We start from the raw sequence: 17482 nt of genomic DNA, 5'->3' as shown, positions 1-17482 counted from the left end.
CCCCAGGCGCTGGCGGGACAGTTTCCCGCCAGCCCACGAGCGTCCCAACCCGAAGGAACCGCCGTGACCACCGATACACTCCTTGAGGGACGCCCCGCGCCCGTCATCACGTTAGACCCGTATGACGACGCGATCCTGGCCGACCCCTTCCCCGCCTATGACGAGATCCGCCGCGCCGGGCCCGCCGTCTATCTGGAAAAGCACGGCGTCTATGCCATCGGCCGCCATCGCGACGTGATGGCCGCGCTGAAGAACTGGCGCGATTTCTCCTCGACCGGCGGTTCCGGCATCGCGGATATCCGCAAGCCCGGCGCCTGGCGCTCACCCAGCCCGATCGTGGAGACCGACCCGCCGGACCACACCCGCGTGCGCGGCGTGATGAACAAGGTGCTGTCGCCCAGCGTGATGCGGCAATGGCGCGCGGAGTTCGAGGCCGAAGCCGCCCGCCTGGTCGATGAGATGCTGGAGCGCGGCAGCTTCGACGGCGTGCACGACCTCAGCGAGGCCTTCATCGCCCGCGTGCTGCCCGATGCGCTGGGCCTGCCCGATTCGCCGGAGCGCCGCGACAACCTGTTCCTGATCGGCGAGTGGAACTTCGACGCCCAGGGCCCCCGCAACGCCCGGCTGGAGGCCACGACCAGGCGCGTGGCGGCCATCGAGCCCTGGCACCAGGAGATGATGAAGCGGGAGAACCAGGCCTCCGACGGGTTCGGCCTGAAGATCTTCGAGGCCGCCGATGCCGGCGAGATCCCGGCCGAGGTCGCACCCCTGCTGATCCGCTCCTTCCTGCGCGGCGGGCTCGACACCTCCTCCTCCACCATCTCGGCCGCGCTGCATTACCTGGCGCGGGATCCCGCCCAATACGCGGCCCTGCGCGCCAACCCCGACCGCGCCCGGAACGCCATCGAGGAAGCGATGCGCATCGAGACGCCCATCCCCTATGTCGGGCGGCTGACCATGCGCGACGTGGTGGTGGATGACGTGACGATCCCCGCCGACAGCAAGGTGATCGTGATGCTGCCGGCCGCGAACCGCGACCCCGATTTCTGGGCGAACCCCGACGAGTTCGACATCGACCGCAAGACCCAGGGCCATGTCGCCCTCGGCTACGGCATCCACATGTGCGTGGGCCAGGCGGTGGCGCGGCTGGAGGGCGAGGTGATGCTGAAGGCGCTTGCGGCCCGGGTGGAGACGCTGGAACTGGTGGGCGCGCCGGAACGGCGGCTGAACAACAACCTGCGCAGCTTCGGGAAGCTGCCGCTGCGGGCACGCTGAGGGGGCTCAGCCCTCCCGGTGCCCTTTCCGCAGCCGCCCCAGCAGCCCATCCACCGGCCCCACCACCAGCGACAACGCCCAGAAGGCGCCCGCCGTCAGCACGATGGCGGGCCCGGTCGGCAGGTCGGCGCGATAGCTGAGGATCAGCCCCGCCAGCACCGCGCCCATGGCGATCAGCACGCTGGCATAGGCCATGCCGCCCACCTGCCGCGCCCAGTGCCGGGCTGCGATGGCCGGCAGCATCATGACACCCACGGCCATCAGCGTGCCGAGCGCCGCGAAGGCCGCCACCAGGTTCAGCACCACCATGGCCAGGAAGCCCAGGTGCCACAGCCCGCCCCGCGCGCCGACTGCGGCCGCGAAGGATGGGTCGAAGCATTCCAGCACCAGCGGCCGCCAGGCCAGGGCCAGGAACAGCCAGGTGGCCGTGGCCGTGCCGGCCATCAGTAGCAGCGCCGGGTCGTCCACCCCCAGCACGGAGCCGAACAGCACCTGCGTCAACTCCACGGCGCTGCCCCGCCAGGACAGCAGCGAGACACCGGCCGCCAGCGCCACCAGATAGAGCGCGGCCAGCGACGCATCCTCCCGCCCGCCGGAGAGGCGCGACAGCGCACCCGCCCCGAGCACCACCAGAAGGCCCGCGATCAGCCCGCCGGTGGCCAGCGCCGGCACCGCCAGCCCCGCCAGGATATAGGCCAGCGCCACACCCGGCAGCATGCCGTGGGCCAGCACATCGGCCGTGAGCGACATGCGCCGCAGCATCAGGAACAGGCCCAGCGGCGGCGCCGACAGCGCCAGCGCGAGCCCGCCGACCAGCGCCCGGCGCAGGAAGCCGAATTCCAGGAACGGGTCAGTCAGGAACACGTCAGGCGGCGCGCCGGCAGTCGGCGGCACCCTCGCGCCAGGCCTCGGCCATGCGGCGGGCGCGCAGGCGGTTCTCCGGGGTCAGCACGGTATCGGTCGGGCCCCAGCCCAGGCAGTCGCGCGCCAGGAACAGGGTGCGCGGGAAATCGCGCGTCACCAGATCCATGTCATGCAGCACGGCGATGATGGTCCGCCCCTCGCCATGCCAGCGATGGATCAGCGCCAGCATGTCGGCGGCGGTGCGCTCGTCCAGCGCGGTGAAGGGCTCGTCCAGCAGCAGCACCGGCGCATCCTGCAACAGCAGCCGCGCGAACAGCAGGCGCTGGAACTGCCCGGCCGAGAGCGTGCCGACGATGCGCCCCGCGAAGCCCGACAGCCCCACGGCGGCCAGCGCCTCGGCGGCCCGGGCGCGTTCGGCGCGGGTAATGGCGCGGAAGGCGCCGGCGCTGGGCCACAGCCCCAGCAACACCGCATCCAGGCAGGAAATCGGGAAGGAACGGTCGAGACCCGCCGCCTGCGGCAGCAGCGCGACCTGACCGGCCGCCCCCGCAATCTCGCCCGAGAGCGGCGCCTGCAGCCCCGCGATGCCGCGCAGCAGGGTGGATTTGCCGGCGCCGTTCGGCCCGATCACGGCCGTCAGCGACCCGGGAGCGAACTCGCCCGAGACATGATGCACCGCCGGCCGCCCCTCATAGCCGCAGGTGACGTTGGTCAGGGTGATCGGGGCCGCCTTCATGCGCGCATCGCCCAGAACACGCCCGCCCACAGCACGGCCAGCACCGCGCCCGCGGCGAGGAGCCGCGCGCCGATACCAGCGGAAAGGGCCAGGGGGTCCATCATGATGCTACGATATAACAACACATGGGTGACGTTGCCAGAGACCCCTGGCCTTGGGGCGCCTGAATCCCCACAAAGGAGCCATGACTCAAGACCATGACGCCGAGCTGCGCCAGAGCCTCAACCGCCATCGCGCCTTCGCGACCTTCCTGCTGATCCTGATGGTGGGGCTCGTGGTCCTGGCCTATCGCCTGCCGGAGGGGCCGGCCACCGCGCTGCTGGCCGCCGCCGCCCAGGCCGGCGTGGTGGGCGGCATCGCGGACTGGTTCGCCGTCACGGCGCTGTTCCGCCGCCCGCTCGGCCTGCCCATCCCGCACACCGCCATCATCCCGGCGCAGAAGGAAAGGCTGGGGCGCGGCCTGGGGCGCTTCATCGCGGGCCAGGTGTTCACCGAGAACGAGCTGCGCCGGCTACTGTCCGGGCTCGATCTGGCCAGCGTGCTGCGCGGCTTCCTGACCGACCCGGCCTCCACGCGCCCGGCGGCCCAGGCGCTGTCGGGCATCATGCCGCGCATCGTGGCCACGCTGGAGGACGGGCGCGCCCGCCGCCTGCTGATCCGGCTGCTGCCGCGCATGGCGGGCGGGCCGGGCACGGCGCAGGTAGTGGCGCGCGCGCTGCGCGCCATGATGGCCTCCGGCCGCCACCAGGCCGTGCTGGATGCCGCCGTCACCGCCCTGCGCCAGGGCCTGCGCGGCAAGGAGGACCAGCTGCGCGAGGCGATTGCCCGGAGAGTTCGCGACGAGGGCGGCGCCGTCGTCGGCTGGATGGCCGGCGCCTATACCGCGCGCAAGATCCTGGCCGTGATCAATACCGAGCTGGACCGGATGGAAGCCCCCGACAGCGCCATCCGCCAGGCCATCGAGGCCTGGATCATCGCCGAGATCGAGAAGCTGGAAACCGACCCGGACCGTGCCGCGGCCTTCGGCAAGGCGGTCGGCAACGCGCTGAAGCATGAGGCCGTGGCCCTGTGGCTGGGCGATGTGTGGGACCGGCTGCGCGCCGCCCTGCTGGCGGACGCCGCCCGCCCCGATGGCCGCACCGTGCAGATCATCGAGAGCGGCCTGGCCAATGCCGGCGCCCTGCTGGCCGAGGACCAGGGCGCGCGGGACCGCGTGAACGCCGCGCTGATCGGCGCGCTGATGGCGCTGGTGCCCAGTGCGCAAGGGCGCCTCGCGGGCTTCGTCGAGGGCATCGTCGGCCGCTGGGACAGCGCGGAGCTGGTCAGCAAGATCGAGCTGCGCGTGGGCCGGGACCTGCAATATGTGCGCATGAACGGCACGCTGGTGGGCTTCCTGGCCGGCGGCGTGCTGCACCTGGTCATCCAGGCGCTGGCCGGGCGCGTGGTGCATTGACGCGGCTGGTGCTCATCGGCGCCGGCGGCCATGCCAAAGTGCTGATCGAGCTGTGGCGCGCGCTGGGCACGCTGGAGCTGGTGGGCTGCCTCTCCGATGCCGAAGGGCCCGCCGGCGTGCTGGGCGTGCCGGTGCTGGGCGGGACAGAGCTGCTGGAGGTGCTGCGCAACGAGGGTGTCGCCCATGCCTGCGTGGCCGTCGGCGACAACGGCACGCGGGAAAGGCTGGGCGCCCAGGCCACGGCACTGGGCTTCGCGCTGCCGGCCGCCATTCACCCGGCGGCGCTGGTCTCACCCAGCGCGCGGATCGGCGCGGGGGCGCAGGTGCTGGCCCGCGCGCTGGTCGCCGCCGATGCGCGGGTCGAGGGCCTGGCCCTGCTGAACCATGGCGCCATATTGGACCATGACGCGGTGCTGGGTGCGGCCGCCCACGCCGCGCCGGGCAGCAGCCTGGCAGGCGGCGTGCGGGTCGGGGCGCGGGCGCTGATCGGCGTCGGCGCACAGGTGAAACCCGGCGTCAGCATCGGCGCTGATGCCGTGGTGGGCGTCGGTGCCGCCGTCATCGCGGATGTGCCGCCCGGTGCCACCGTCACCGGCGTTCCCGCCCAGGAAAGGAGTTTCTGATGGACATCAAGCGCGCGGGCTCCCAGCCCTCCGGCCGTGGGCCGGCCGAATGGTTCACCGGCACGGTCCGCATCGACCCGTTGATCCAGACCGGCGCCCCCGCCCGGGTCGCGGCCGCCACCGTCACCTTCGAGCCGGGCGCGCGCACCGCCTGGCACACCCATCCGCTGGGCCAGACGCTGATCGTGACATCGGGCATGGGCCGCGTGCAGCGAGAGGGCGGCCCGATCGAGGAGATCCGCCCCGGCGACGTCGTCTGGTTCCCGCCCGGCGAGAAGCACTGGCACGGCGCCGGCCCCACCACCGCGATGACCCATATCGCGATCCAGGAGGCGCTGGACGGCAAGGCGGTGGATTGGCTGGAGCATGTCTCGGACGCGCAATACGCATCATAACCGCCGCGTATGATGCCGATGCCGAGGCTCGATTGGAGAAAAATCATGCTGCGGCGCATCTCTGTCTCACCGAAGGGCGGCACGGGCCGCCCCCTCAGAGACAAGAGACCGAGACCATGAACCGCTTCGCTTTCGCCGCCGCCGCCATCAGCCTGATGGCTTCCGCCCCCGCCTTCGCCCAGTCTCCCCGCCTGGAAGGCGACTTCGCCAGCCAGCACGTCGTCTATGACGACAGCTACCGGGGCAACATCGTGGGTGGCGGCGCCGTCGCCGTGATCCGTGTGGATGAGGGCCGCCCTGTGCTGGGCTATGCCTCCAACGGCCCGGTGCAGCAGGGTGTGGCCGGCATGACGCCGGTGGTGCAGAACATCGCCGGCACCGACCGCACCGTTTGGGTCAACAGCCGCGGCTGAACCACCCGAACGGCGCCACGCAAAGGCCGCCCCCGAAACGGGGCGGCTTTTTCACGTTCAGGCTGCTTCGGCGCGCGCGGCATCATAGCGGCGCTGGCAGGCCGCGACCTCGGGCATATGGGTCTCGGCCCAGATGCGCAGCTGGTCCACCGTCTGGGCCAGGGTCATGCCCAGCGGCGTGATGGCGTATTCGACCGTGACCGGCACGGTGGGAAACACGCTGCGCGTGACCAGCCCGTCGCGCTCCAGGCTGCGCAGCGTCTGGGCCAGCACCTTCTGCGACAGCCCCTCCACCGTGCGGCGCAGCCGGTTGAAGCGCATGGGCTCCCGCGACAGCAGCCCCAGCAGCAGCACCGCCCATTTGTCGGCCACCCGGTCCAGCACCTGCCGGGTCGGGCAATCCGCGCTGTAGGCGTCGGGGATGAGCATGGCGGTATCCTTCGGGTTACCAGGTGACATTCAGGTGCGTTCTTTACGACCTGCCTCACCATAAGCAACTTGGTATCCATCGGAAACCATCAAGGAGCATGCCATGCGCATCGCCCTCATCGGCGCCACCGGCAATGCCGGCTCGCGCATCCTCAAGGAAGCCTCGGATCGCGGCCACGCCGTCACCGCCATTTCCCGCAGCCCGGAAAAGACCGCGGCCCTGCCCGGCGTGACCCCCGCCAAGGGCGACGTCTACGACCAGGCCGGGCTTGCCGCCCTGCTGGCCGGGCATGACGTGGTGATCAGCGCCGTGCATTTCCTGGCGAGCGACGCGGCCACCCTGATCGCGGCCGTGAAGGCCTCGGGCGTTGCGCGCTATCTGGTCGTCGGCGGCGCCGGCAGCCTGGAAGTGGCCCCCGGCAAGCGCCTGGTGGACCAGCCCGATTTCCCGCCGCAATACCATGCCGAGGCCAGCGCGGGTGCTGTCTTCCTCGACCTGCTGAAGGCCGAGACGGCGCTGGACTGGACCTTCCTCTCGCCCTCAGCCCTGTTCATCCCCGGTGAGCGCACCGGCAGCTTCCGCCTGGGCAAGGACACGCTGCTGGCCAATGAGAAGGGCAGCAGCATCTCCTTCGAGGACTACGCCATCGCCCTGCTGGATGAGGTGGAGAAGCCCGCCCATTCCCGCGCGCGCTTCACAGTGGGCTACTGAACCCCGACAGGCGGTCGCGGATCACCCCCGCGATCGCCGCCACGGCCTCGCGCCGCGGGAAGCTGGCGCGCCAGACCAGGCGCACCATGCGCCCTGCCCCGCCGGCCAGCGGCCTCAGCACCAGCCCGGCATCCTGCGCCACGCCCGCGGCCAGCCCCGGGATCAGCGTGGTGCCGTAGCCGGCGGCCACCATGTTCAGCAAGGTGGGCAGGCTGGCCGCGCGCAGCTGCGCGTCCTCCGGCGGCTGGGCACTGCATACCGACAATGCCTGTTCCCGCAGGCAATGCCCGTCAGACAGCACCAGCACATCGGGGGCCAGCTCGGCCTCGGCCACCTTGGTCCGGGCCGTCAGCGGGTGCTCGGGCGGAAGGGCCGCCAGGAAGGGCTCCTGGAACAGCTCCTCACCCGTCAGGTCCGACCCATCCGGCAGGGTCGCGATCAGCGCGGCATCCAGCTCATGCGCGCGCAGCCCGGCCAGGACGGCGTTGGTCACATCCTCCCAGGGCTCCAGGCTGAGGCAGGGCAGCGCCTCCCTCAGCGGACCGAACACCAGCGGCAGCAGATAGGGCGCGAGCGTCGGGATCACGCCCAGGCGGAACCGGCCCGAGAGCGGGTCCCGCGCCGCCGCCGCCCGGTGCTGGATGGCGTCCGCCGCCGTCACCACCGCCTGGAACTGCGGCAGCATCTCCGCGCCGATCGGCGTCAGCGCCACCCCGCGCCCGCCACGCTCGAACAGCACGATGCCCAGCTCATCCTCCAGCTTGCGCAGCTGGGTGGAGAGGGTCGGCTGGCTGACGGCGCAGGCCTCCGCGGCCTTGCCGAAGTGCAGGTGCTCGGCAACCGCCAGCACATAGCGCAGTTCTCTGAGGTTCATGGAGAGAGGTTATAGCGCAATCCGGTTTGGCTATCGGCCCGGTTGAGGGCAGCAATTTCCAAGACGGAGCACGCTTGCCTAGGCTTCCTCCAACGACACAACCCAGGAGAAGCCGCTTATGCCGCCTCGCCAGACAACCACCGCCGGCGCGCCCGTCGCCGACAACCAGAACAGCCTGACCGCCGGCCCGCGCGGCCCGGTGCTGCTGCAGGATTGGCAGCTGATCGAGAAGCTGGCCCACCAGAACCGCGAGCGCATCCCCGAACGCGTGGTGCACGCCAAGGGCTGGGGCGCCTATGGCACGCTGACCATCACGCATGACATCAGCCGCTATACCCGCGCCTCCCTGTTCTCGGCCGTGGGCAAGCAGACGGAGATGCTGCTGCGCTTTTCCACCGTCGCGGGCGAACAGGGTGCCGCCGACGCCGAGCGCGACGTGCGCGGCTTCGCGATGAAGTTCTACACCGAGGAAGGCAACTGGGACCTGGTGGGCAACAACACCCCGGTGTTCTTCGTGCGCGACCCGCTAAAATTCCCCGACTTCATCCACACCCAGAAGCGCCACCCGCAGACCAACCTGCGCAGCCCGACCGCGATGTGGGATTTCTGGTCCCTCAGCCCCGAGAGCCTGCACCAGGTCACCATCCTGATGAGCGACCGCGGCCTGCCCGTGGCGCCCATGTTCATGAACGGCTACGGCAGCCACACCTACGGCATGTGGAACGCGGCCGGTGAGCGCGTGTGGGTGAAGTTCCACTTCAAGACCATGCAGGGCCACAGGCACTACACCAATGCCGAGGCCGCCCAGGTGATCGGCCAATCGCGCGAAAGCTACCAGGAGGCGCTGTTCGGCGGCATCCAGCGCGGCGAGTTCCCGCGCTGGAAGATGCAGATCCAGGTGATGACCGAGGAACAGGCCGAGCAGACGCCCTTCAATCCCTTCGACCTGACGAAGGTGTGGCCGCATGCCGATTTCCCGGTGATCGACGTCGGCGTGCTGGAGCTGAACCGGAACCCGCGCAACTACTTCGCGGAGATCGAGCAGGCGGCCTTCAGCCCCTCCAACTTCGTGCCCGGCATCGGCGCCAGCCCGGACAAGATGCTGCAGGCGCGCATCTTCTCCTATGCCGACGCCCATCGCTACCGGCTGGGCACGCATTACGAGGCGCTGCCGGTGAACGCGCCGAAATGCCCGTTCCACCACTATCACAAGGACGGGGCGATGCGCTTCTTCCAGAACGACACCGGCAACCCCGATGCCTATTACGAACCCAACAGCATGGGCGGGCCGGTGCAGGACCCGTCGGTGGCCGAGCCGCCGCTGCGCATCCAGGGCGACGCCGACCGCTTCAACCACCGCGAGGGCAACGACGACTTCAGCCAGCCCCGCGCGCTGTTCAACCTGTTCGACGCCGGGGAACGCCAGCGCCTGTTCGGCAACATCGCGGCCGCCATGGGCGGGGTGCCCCAGCACATCGTCGACCGGCAGCTGGCCCTGTTCGACCAGGTGCACCCGGAATACGGCGCAGGCGTCAGGGCGGCGCTGAAGGGGTAAGGTCGCGCCCTGGTGGCTTTGCCCCCAGGGCCCCAGCCAGGGGCTTTCCCCCGGAGGCCCCCCTACTCCGCCGCGGCCAGCACGGCCCGGCGCGCGCTGGCGCGGCTGTCCTGCCACAGCGCCATGCCGACGGCGATGCCGACGCAGGCCGCGGTGGTCACGAAGACCATGCTCGGCCGGCTGTGGTCCAGCATCCAGCCATAGGCCATGGGGCCAATCATGCTGCCGATGTTGAAGCCGGTGCTGACGATGCCGAACACAGCACCCGCCTGGCCCGGAGGGGCTGCCGCGCGCACGATCATGTCGCGCGACGGCATGATCATGCCCGCCAGGAAGCCCGAGGCGCTCATCACCAGCGTCAGCGGCACCAGCGGCAGGGAAGCGAGCCCCGCCACCAGCAGCAGGAAGCCCGAGGCGAGGAAGCCGCCGGCCGCGACCAGCCCGTGGCGCTTCGTGCGGTCCGCCACCACGCCGCCCGCCAGCACGCCCACGGCGCTCATCGCCAGCCAGGCGGTCAGGGCGGTGTTGCCGGCGGCAAGCGACAGGCCGTCCAGCATGGCCCAGGCGGGCACGGCGAAGTTCTGGATGCCGCTGTTGAACAGGTTGATCAGCAGGAAGAAGAAGGTCAGCGCCAGCACCGTGCCGTTCAGCAGGCGCGGCGCGCCGGCCGCGCGAACAGGCTTGGGCTTCGGGCGCTCGGCCATGGCGCCGCGCAGCAGCGGCAGCGCCGCCAACGGCCCCAGCAGAGCGGCCAGGAACAGTGCCGCCGGCACCCCGCCCAGCCAGGCGGCGCCCAGCATCAGCGCGGGCGCCACCGCCCCGCCGGCATAGCCCGCGAAGGTATGGATGGAGAAAGCCCGCCCCACCCGTTCCTCCGAGATCGCGGAACCCAGGATCGCGTAATCGGCCGGGTGATAGACCGCATTGGCCAGCCCATACATGGCCGAGGCCACCAGCAGCATCGGATAGGTGGGCCACAGCCCCAGCAGCAGGAAGGCGGCGCCGCCCAGCAGCAGCCCCGCCATCAGCACCCGCCGCGGCCCCAGCCGGTCGACCATCACGCCCACCGCCGCCTGGGTGGCGGCGGAGACGATATTGGCCACCGTCAGCGCGAAGCCGAGTTCGAGGAACCCCACCCCCAGCAGGTCCCGCAGCAGGGGAAACAGCGGGGGAACCACCAGAAGGTGGATGTGACTCACCGCATGCGCGCCGGCGATCACGCCGAGCGTGCTGCGCTCTTCGTTTGTGTAGGCCATGTGCCTAGTGTGCGTCCGCCCAATTCTTGCCGGAGCCTACTTCGACGACGAGGGGCACGCGAAGCGCAGCTACCTCCTCCATGACATGCTTCATGAGCATGGCTGTGGCCTCGACCTGCGCCTCGGGCACTTCGAGGACGAGTTCGTCATGCACCTGCAGCAGCATGCGCGCCTGGAGGCCCTGGGCAGCGAGGGCCTGGGGCACGCGCACCATGGCGCGCTTGATGATCTCGGCGGCGCCGCCCTGGAAGGGGGCGTTGATCGCCTGGCGCTCCGCGCCCGCGCGCAGCACCGGGTCCTTCGCCGCGATGTCGCGGATCCAGAGGCGACGGCCGAAGGGGCTGAGGACATAGCCCTTCAGCCGGGCCTCCTCCTTCAGCCGCTCCATCTCGTTGCGGATGCCGGGGTATTGGCGGAAATAGGCGTCGATGATGCCGCGCGCCTCGCCGGGCGCGACCCCCAGCTGGGCGCCCAGGCCGAAGGCGCTGATGCCGTAGATGATGCCGAAATTCACCGTCTTGGCGCGGCGGCGGCTTTCCTTGTCCACCGATTCCAGCGGGATGCCGAAAACCTCCGACGCCGTGCGGGCATGGATGTCCTGCCCCTTCTCGAAGGCGTCGCGCAGGGTCGGCACCTCGGCCAGATGCGCCAGCAGCCGCAGCTCGATCTGCGAATAGTCGGCGCTCATCAGCACATGGCCGGGCTCCGCGATGAAGGCGTCGCGGATGCGCCGGCCCTCGGCCGTGCGGATCGGGATGTTCTGCAGGTTGGGCTCGGTCGAGGACAGCCGGCCGGTGCTGGTGACGGCCATGGAGAAGTCCGTGTGGACCCGCCCGTCGGCCGCGATGGCGGAGGCGAGCCCCTCCACATAGGTAGATTTCAACTTCGCGAGCTGGCGGTGCTCCAGGATCACCTTCGGCAGCTCCGCGCCCTGGGCGGACAGATCCTCCAGCACGCGGGCATCGGTGGAATAGGCGCCGGTCTTGCCCTTCTTGCCGCCCTTCAGCCCCATCTCGTCGAACAGGATCTCACCCAGCTGCTTGGGGGAGGCGACGTTGAAGGCGCGGCCGGCGATGCGGTGGCACTCGGCCTCCAGCGTCACCAGGCGGCCGGCGAAGTCGTCGCCGATGCGGCGCAGCTCCACGCCATCCACCTTGATGCCGTCCATCTCCATGGCGGCGAGCACGCCGACCATGCGGCGCTCCACCTGCTCATACAGGGCGAGCGCCTTTTCCTCGCGCAGCCTGGGCTTCAGCTTCAGCCACAGGCGCAGCGTGACGTCCGCGTCCTCCGCGGCATAGGCGGTGGCGGCGTCCAGCGGCACCAGGTCGAAGGTGATGCGCTTCGGGCCCTTGCCGGTCACGCTGTCGAAGGTGATGGGCGTGTGGCCCAGATGCTGCTCGCTGAGCGGATCCATGCCCTGGGACCAGCGGCCGGCATCCATGGCGTAGGAAATCAGCATGGTGTCGTCGACCGGCGCCACGGCGATGCCGCCATTGGCCGGCTGGGCGAGGACCTCCAGGTCGTACTTCGCGTTGTGCAGCACCTTCAGCGTGCCGGGGTCGGTCAGCACGGGGCCCAGCAGAGCCAGCACCGCCTCCAGCGACAATTGCACGGGTGCCGGGTTCAGGATGTCGTTGCTGCCGTGGCGCAGCGGGATATAGGCGGCCTTGCCCGGGGCGGTGGCCAGCGAAATGCCCACCAGCCGCGCCTTCAGCGCGTCCAGGCTGTCGGTTTCGGTATCCAGCCCCAGCACGCCGTCCACCCCCGCCAGGAAGGCACGCAGCGCCTCCTCGGTCGTGATGGTCTCATAGGGGCCGAAGGGGGCGGCGGCGGGGTCGGCCTCGACCACCGGGGCCGGGCCGCTCGACACACGGCTGGGGATGGAGGCGCGGGCATCGCCCACCCCCATCCGCGCCATCAGCGAGCGGAAATTCTGTTCCCGCAGGAAGGCGCCGAGGCGCGCGGGCTCCGGCGGCTTCGCCACCATGGCCTCGATCGGCTCGGGCAGCGGCGCATCGGCGTCCAGCTGCACCAGCCGGCGGGAGATGCGGGCCTTCTCGGCGTTCTCCAGCAGGGTTTCGCGGCGCTTGGGCTGCTTGATCTCGCCGGCGCGGGCCAGCAGCGTCTCCAGGTCACCGTATTCGGTGATGAGCTGGGCCGCGGTCTTGATGCCGATGCCGGGCACGCCGGGCACGTTGTCGGTGGCGTCGCCGGCGAGCGCCTGGACCTCGACCACCTTGTCCGGCGTCACGCCGAACTTCTCGAACACCTCGGGCGCGCGGATCGGCTTCTGCTTGATGGGGTCCAGCAGTTGCACAGCGTCGCGCACCAGCTGCATCAGGTCCTTGTCGGAGGACACGATGGTGACCTGGCCGCCCTGGGCTTCCATCGCCTTGGCATAGGCCGCGATCAGGTCATCGGCCTCGAAGCCCGGCAGCTCGACGCAGGACACGCCGAAGGCCGCCGTCGCCTCGCGGATCAGCGCGAATTGCGGGATCAGCTCCTCGGGCGGTTCCGGGCGGTGGGCCTTGTAGGCGGGGTAGAATTCGTTGCGGAAGGTCAGCCGCGCGCTGTCGAACACCACCGCGATATGGGTGCCGGCATGCTGTTCCAGGAAGCGGCCCAGCATCGAGCAGAAGCCGAACACGGCATTCACATGCACGCCATCGGGCCGCGTCATCGGCGGCAGCGCGTGGAAGGCCCGGAAGATATAGCCCGAGCCGTCGATGAGGATCAGGTGCGGGGCGGCGCTGGAGCCCTTCGGGGGCTCCGGCACATCGGCTGCCGCCGGGCTGGGCTCAGTGCCCATGATCCTCCGCCGCGTCGGCGGCGAGCACGAAGGTGCGGCTGCAATAGGGGCAGGTCACCTGACCGTGCTCGATGCGCAGCGCCACCTGGGGGTGGCCCAGCGCGCCGCCGCCATTGTCGCAATAGACGACGCGGGTCGCGACGGTGATCCGGTCCTCCGGCGTCACGCCGGCCACCAGCTTGGGGGCATAGCCCGTCATCAGTGCATCACGCATGGAGGGATTCTCCTTCTCGGGCGGTGATAGCCCGCTTTCGACGGAGGGGGAACCGGCCCATATCTCCGGCATGAAGCGCCCGACCCTCGTTCTCGCCCTGCTGCTGGCCGCCTGCGCCCCCACCCGCTATCCGGCCGGCCCCGCGACCGAGGCCCCCTCCATCAAGGCCTTCACCCCGCCGCCGCTGCCGGTCGCGCCCAGCCCCTGGGCCTTCGCCCCCGCGCCCCCCGCGCCCCAGCCCGCGGGGCCCGTGCCCACCGAGGCCCTGGTGATGCCCGACGGCGCGCGGCTGCCGCTGCGCCATTGGCTGCCGGAGGCCCCGCCGCGCGCCATCATCCTGGCCATCCACGGCTTCGCCGATCATGGCGGCAATGCCTGGCTGGAGGCAGCGCCGATGCTGAATGCGGGTGGCGTCGGGCTCTATGCCTATGACCAGCGCGGCTTCGGCTACGGCCCCCATCGCGGCTTCTGGGCGGGCATGGACACGCTGGTGGCCGATGCGCGCACCGCCGCCCGGCTGATCGCGGCCCGCCACCCCGGCGTGCCGGTCTATCTGCTGGGCGAAAGCCTGGGGGGTGCCGTGGTGCTGGTGGCGGGCACGCAGCCGCTGCCCATCGCGGGCATCATCGCCTCGGCGCCCGCCATCGCGGGCCGGCGTGAGTTGCCGGCCATCGCGCCCATCGTGGTGGACGGGCTGGCGGCCATCGCCCCGGGCCTCGGCGTCTCGGCCAGCGCGGGCGGGCTGTCCGCCAGCGACAATGAGGCCGCCCTCCGCCGCTTCGGCCGAGACCCGCTGACCATCCGCAACCCGCGCATGGACCTGGTGACGGGCGTTCTGGACGCGATGGATGCGGGGCGGGCGGCGCTGCCGGAATGCTGCACCGTGCCCAGCCTGATCCTGACCGGCGGCAAGGACGAGGTCGTGCCCACCCGCATCGCGCGGAGCGTGCTGCGCACCCTTCCCGAGCGCCCGGACCGGCGCATCCTGCATTACCCGGAGGGCTGGCACCTGCTGCTGCGCGACGGCGTGCGGCGGCAGGTGGCAGCCGACATCCTGGCCTGGATCGGCGACCACCAGGCGCCCCTCGCGGCCGCCGGGGCGGCGCGCGAGTGGCTCAGGTGATCAGACGCGCAGCGTGCCGGCCTTGGCCGCCGCGTAGCGCTCGTTGATCTTGTTCCAGTCCAGCACGTTCCACCACGCGGTCAGATAGTCCGCACGGCGGTTCTGGTAGCGCAGGTAATAGGCGTGCTCCCACACGTCATTGCCCATCAGCACGCGCACGCCGTCCATCAGCGGCGTGTCCTGGTTGGGCTTGGTCACGATGGCCAGCTGGCCTGCGTTGCTGACCGTCACGAACACCCAGCCGCTGCCGAACACGCGGGTGCCCGCGCCGTTGAAATCCGTGCGCAGCTTGTCGTAGCCGCCGAGGTCACGAGTGATGGCTTCCGCCACCTCGCCGGTCGGCGCCCCGCCTTGCCCGCCCATGATCTGCCAGAACATGGTGTGGTTCGCGTGGCCGCCCGCATTGTTGCGCAGGCCGGTGCGGATCGCCTCAGGCGCGCGGGACAGGTTCATCACCAGCTGGTCCAGCGGCATGGCCGACAGCTCCGCCTGGCCTTGCAGCAGCGTGTTGAGGTTGCCGACATAGGCCGCGTGGTGGCGGCCGTGATGGATTTCCATCGTCTGGGCGTCGATGGCCGCTTCCAGCGCGTTCGGCGCATAGGGCAGCGGGGCCAGGCTGTGGGGGCCGGTCGGGGCCGCCTGCGCGAATACGCGGCGGGGCGCGGCCATGACGGCGGGCAGCGCGGCAGCGCCCAGCAGCAGGGCGCGGCGGTTCCAGGTGACGGACATTGGGTTCCTCCTTCGGAATCAACGGACAATATGGCCGGGAATGCGCAATTTCCCAGAGAAGTTTCCGCTCTGATTTGCCGGGCCGTGCCCCCGGTGCTAGCCCTTCGGCCAAGCATGAATGGAGGGACCCGGATGTCCGAAGCCGAACTGATCATGAAGCGCGAGGGCCAGGCGGGCACGCTGCTGATGAACCGCCCCAAGGCGCTGAACGCCCTCTCGCTCGGCATGATCCGGGATTTCCAGGCCGCGCTCGATGCCTGGAAGCACGACCCCGCGGTGAAGCTCGTCATCCTGCAGGGCGCGGGCGAGAAGGCCTTCTGCGCCGGCGGCGACGTGCGCGCCGTGCGTGAGGCCGCGATCGCCGGCGACCGCGCGCCCGTCTCTGCCTTCTTCGGCGAGGAATACGCCGTGAACCAGGGCATCGCCGAGTTCGGCAAGCCCTGGATCAGCCTGATGGACGGCATCTGCATGGGCGGGGGCATCGGGCTCGCGGCCCATAACGGCCCGCGCGTGGTCACGGAAAAGTCATTGCTGGCGATGCCCGAAACCGCCATCGCGCTGTTCCCCGATGTGGGCACCAGCTACGTCCTGCCGCGCCTGCCCGGACAGCTGGGCACCTGGCTGGCGCTGACCGGCGCGCGGCTGCGCGGAGCCGACGGCCTGCACACCGGCCTGGCCACCCATTACGTGCCCTCGGCCAAGATAGCGGCGCTGCGCACCGCGCTGGTCGAAACGGGCGATGCCTCGGTGGTCGAGCAGTATGCCGAAACCCCGCCCCCGCCGAGCTTCGCCGAGCACCGCGCGCTGATCGACCATGCCTTCGGCCAGGGCTCCATGCTGGGGATCATCGGGGCGCTGGAAGCCGCCGGCACCGAATGGGCGGCCGAGCAGGTGAAAACCCTGCGCCGCATGTCCCCCACCAGCCTGTCCGTCTCGCTGGAGCTGATCCGGCGCGGCGCCACCATGGACCTGCGCCAGTGCCTGGATGAGGAACTGCTGCTGACCGGCCGCGTGGTGCATGAACACCCGGACTTCCGCGAGGGCGTGCGCAGCGTGCTGGTGGACAAGGACGGCGCGCCGCAATGGACGCCGGCGACGCTGGAGGAAGTGGACCCGGCGGCGGTGCAGGCGTTCTTCAGCCGGGGGTGACGGGGCGTTGCCCCGAACCCCAGTCAGGGGCGCCGCCCCTGACAACCCCGCCAGGAGATAATATCTCCTGGACCTGATGGAAGTTTGGCGCTCCCTTCCATCGGCGGGGCGATTATTATTAATAATATCAAATGATTAATTACTCTAGGTCCAGGACCGAGCACGGTCCTGGCGGGGGTGTCGGGGGCAGAGCCCCTGACTGCCCCCCCCCTAAGGCGCCACCATCTTCATCTTCCGCTCCAGGTCCACGTTCCGCCACAGATACCAGGCCGCCACGCTGCGGAAGGGCGCCCAGGCCGCGCCGACCGCCGCCAGTTCCTTGGGCTTCGGCTGGGTCTCCAGCTTCAGCGCCATCCGGTAGCCCTCGCGCACCCCGAAATCATCCACCGGCAGCACGTCCATCCGGCCCAGCGTGAAGATCAGCAGCATCTCCACCGTCCAGCGCCCCACCCCGCGCAGCGCCACCAGCCGCTCGATCAACTCCTCGTCGGACAGGCGCATGGCGGCACGGCGGGTCGGCACCCAGCCGGCGGCCGATTTCTCCGCGATGTCCAGGATGGAGGCGCATTTGGCCGCAGAGAAACCGCAGGCGCGCAGCTTGTCCGGGCCCGCATCCAGCAGGGCGGTGGGCGGCGGGAAATCCGCATGGGGATACAGCAGCAGCAGCCGGCCCAGCATCGCCTCGGCGGCGCGGCCGTGCACCTGCTGGTGGGCGATGGCGCGCACCAGCGCCTCATAGGGCTCGCGCTTCTCGGGCTTCAGCAGGCAACGCCCCACCTGGCGGATGATGGGGCCGAACAGCTCGGTCTGGGCCAGCGCGGCCCGGCCTTGGGCATATGTCATGATCACAGGATAGCGACGCGCGGCGGT

18 protein-coding genes are annotated in these 17482 nt (G+C 70.5%); 9 read left to right on the top strand and 9 right to left on the bottom strand.

Going from position 1 to position 17482, the window contains the following annotated elements; all coding sequences use genetic code 11:
* The first annotated feature begins 63 nt into the window (after positions 1-63).
* The gene (locus EOD42_RS18400; protein ID WP_127789040.1) at positions 64-1275 is read left to right on the top strand and encodes a cytochrome P450; all 1212 of its coding nucleotides are present in this window, start codon (positions 64-66) and stop codon (positions 1273-1275) included.
* 6 nt (positions 1276-1281) lie between these two features.
* Here the strand turns inward: EOD42_RS18400 and EOD42_RS18395 are convergent, their stop codons facing one another.
* Entirely contained in the window at positions 1282-2169 is an 888-nt protein-coding gene (locus tag EOD42_RS18395; RefSeq protein ID WP_240655206.1) for a metal ABC transporter permease, read from the bottom strand.
* Positions 2141-2875, bottom strand: a complete 735-nt coding sequence (locus EOD42_RS18390; protein WP_127789039.1) for a metal ABC transporter ATP-binding protein — start codon at positions 2873-2875, stop codon at positions 2141-2143. The genes EOD42_RS18395 and EOD42_RS18390 overlap by 29 nt, the downstream gene beginning before the upstream one ends.
* 184 nt (positions 2876-3059) lie before the next feature.
* Between EOD42_RS18390 and EOD42_RS18385 the strand changes: the two genes are divergently transcribed.
* The 4 genes from EOD42_RS18385 (at position 3060) to EOD42_RS18370 (ending at position 5759) form a co-directional block, all read left to right on the top strand.
* Positions 3060-4328 carry a DUF445 domain-containing protein gene (locus EOD42_RS18385; protein WP_127789038.1) on the top strand — a complete coding sequence of 423 codons (1269 nt, stop codon included), beginning with the start codon at positions 3060-3062 and terminating at the stop codon, positions 4326-4328.
* An 8-nt stretch (positions 4329-4336) separates the two neighbouring features.
* Complete coding sequence (locus EOD42_RS18380) at positions 4337-4951, top strand: acetyltransferase (protein ID WP_206020394.1); 615 nt, start codon at positions 4337-4339, stop codon at positions 4949-4951.
* A complete protein-coding gene (locus EOD42_RS18375) occupies positions 4951-5346 on the top strand; it encodes a (R)-mandelonitrile lyase (protein ID WP_127789036.1) in 396 nt (131 codons plus the stop codon). Before EOD42_RS18380 ends, EOD42_RS18375 begins: the two co-directional genes overlap by 1 nt.
* Before the next feature lie 116 nt (positions 5347-5462).
* Positions 5463-5759: a hypothetical protein gene (locus tag EOD42_RS18370; protein ID WP_127789035.1), complete on the top strand. Its 297-nt coding sequence runs from the start codon at positions 5463-5465 to the stop codon at positions 5757-5759.
* A gap of 57 nt (positions 5760-5816) precedes the next feature.
* Here the strand turns inward: EOD42_RS18370 and EOD42_RS18365 are convergent, their stop codons facing one another.
* A complete protein-coding gene (locus EOD42_RS18365) occupies positions 5817-6188 on the bottom strand; it encodes a winged helix-turn-helix transcriptional regulator (RefSeq protein WP_127789034.1) in 372 nt (123 codons plus the stop codon).
* A 103-nt stretch (positions 6189-6291) separates the two neighbouring features.
* On the opposite strand from EOD42_RS18365, the gene EOD42_RS18360 reads away from it, so the two are divergent.
* A complete protein-coding gene (locus EOD42_RS18360; protein WP_127789033.1) occupies positions 6292-6900 on the top strand; it encodes an NAD(P)-dependent oxidoreductase in 609 nt (202 codons plus the stop codon).
* On the opposite strand, the gene EOD42_RS18355 is transcribed toward EOD42_RS18360, so the two are convergent.
* Entirely contained in the window at positions 6884-7774 is an 891-nt protein-coding gene (locus EOD42_RS18355) for a LysR substrate-binding domain-containing protein (protein WP_127789032.1), read from the bottom strand. The two genes, EOD42_RS18360 and EOD42_RS18355, sit on opposite strands and share 17 nt — an antisense overlap.
* Before the next feature lie 118 nt (positions 7775-7892).
* Here EOD42_RS18355 and EOD42_RS18350 point away from each other — a divergent pair, with 118 nt between their 5' ends.
* Entirely contained in the window at positions 7893-9329 is a 1437-nt protein-coding gene (locus tag EOD42_RS18350) for a catalase (protein WP_127789031.1), read from the top strand.
* A 62-nt stretch (positions 9330-9391) separates the two neighbouring features.
* Here the strand turns inward: EOD42_RS18350 and EOD42_RS18345 are convergent, their stop codons facing one another.
* The 3 genes from EOD42_RS18345 to EOD42_RS18335 are packed head-to-tail and all read right to left on the bottom strand — an operon-like array spanning position 9392 to position 13611.
* Positions 9392-10585 carry an MFS transporter gene (locus tag EOD42_RS18345; protein WP_127789030.1) on the bottom strand — a complete coding sequence of 398 codons (1194 nt, stop codon included), beginning with the start codon at positions 10583-10585 and terminating at the stop codon, positions 9392-9394.
* A 4-nt stretch (positions 10586-10589) separates the two neighbouring features.
* A complete protein-coding gene (polA, locus tag EOD42_RS18340; protein WP_127789029.1) occupies positions 10590-13397 on the bottom strand; it encodes a DNA polymerase I in 2808 nt (935 codons plus the stop codon).
* Complete coding sequence (locus EOD42_RS18335) at positions 13387-13611, bottom strand: zinc-finger domain-containing protein (RefSeq protein WP_127789028.1); 225 nt, start codon at positions 13609-13611, stop codon at positions 13387-13389. The genes polA and EOD42_RS18335 overlap by 11 nt, the downstream gene beginning before the upstream one ends.
* A 70-nt stretch (positions 13612-13681) precedes the next feature.
* Between EOD42_RS18335 and EOD42_RS18330 the strand changes: the two genes are divergently transcribed.
* A complete protein-coding gene (locus tag EOD42_RS18330; protein WP_127789027.1) occupies positions 13682-14734 on the top strand; it encodes an alpha/beta fold hydrolase in 1053 nt (350 codons plus the stop codon).
* On the opposite strand, the gene EOD42_RS18325 is transcribed toward EOD42_RS18330, so the two are convergent.
* On the bottom strand, positions 14735-15463 hold the full coding sequence (locus EOD42_RS18325) for a superoxide dismutase (RefSeq protein WP_127789026.1): 729 nt from the start codon (positions 15461-15463) through the stop codon (positions 14735-14737).
* Between the two features lie 132 nt (positions 15464-15595).
* Here EOD42_RS18325 and EOD42_RS18320 point away from each other — a divergent pair, with 132 nt between their 5' ends.
* Positions 15596-16612, top strand: a complete 1017-nt coding sequence (locus EOD42_RS18320; RefSeq protein ID WP_127789025.1) for an enoyl-CoA hydratase/isomerase family protein — start codon at positions 15596-15598, stop codon at positions 16610-16612.
* 210 nt (positions 16613-16822) lie between these two features.
* Here EOD42_RS18320 and EOD42_RS18315 read toward each other — a convergent pair whose 3' ends face one another.
* Positions 16823-17455, bottom strand: coding sequence for a DNA-3-methyladenine glycosylase family protein (locus tag EOD42_RS18315; RefSeq protein ID WP_127789024.1), 633 nt, complete (start codon positions 17453-17455; stop codon positions 16823-16825).
* Positions 17456-17482 lie beyond the last annotated feature (27 nt).

Source organism: Rhodovarius crocodyli, from assembly GCF_004005855.1.
GTDB lineage: Bacteria > Pseudomonadota > Alphaproteobacteria > Acetobacterales > Acetobacteraceae > Rhodovarius > Rhodovarius crocodyli.
Note: the sequence above shows the minus strand (reverse complement) of the source record. Positions and strands in the feature narration are given on the sequence as shown.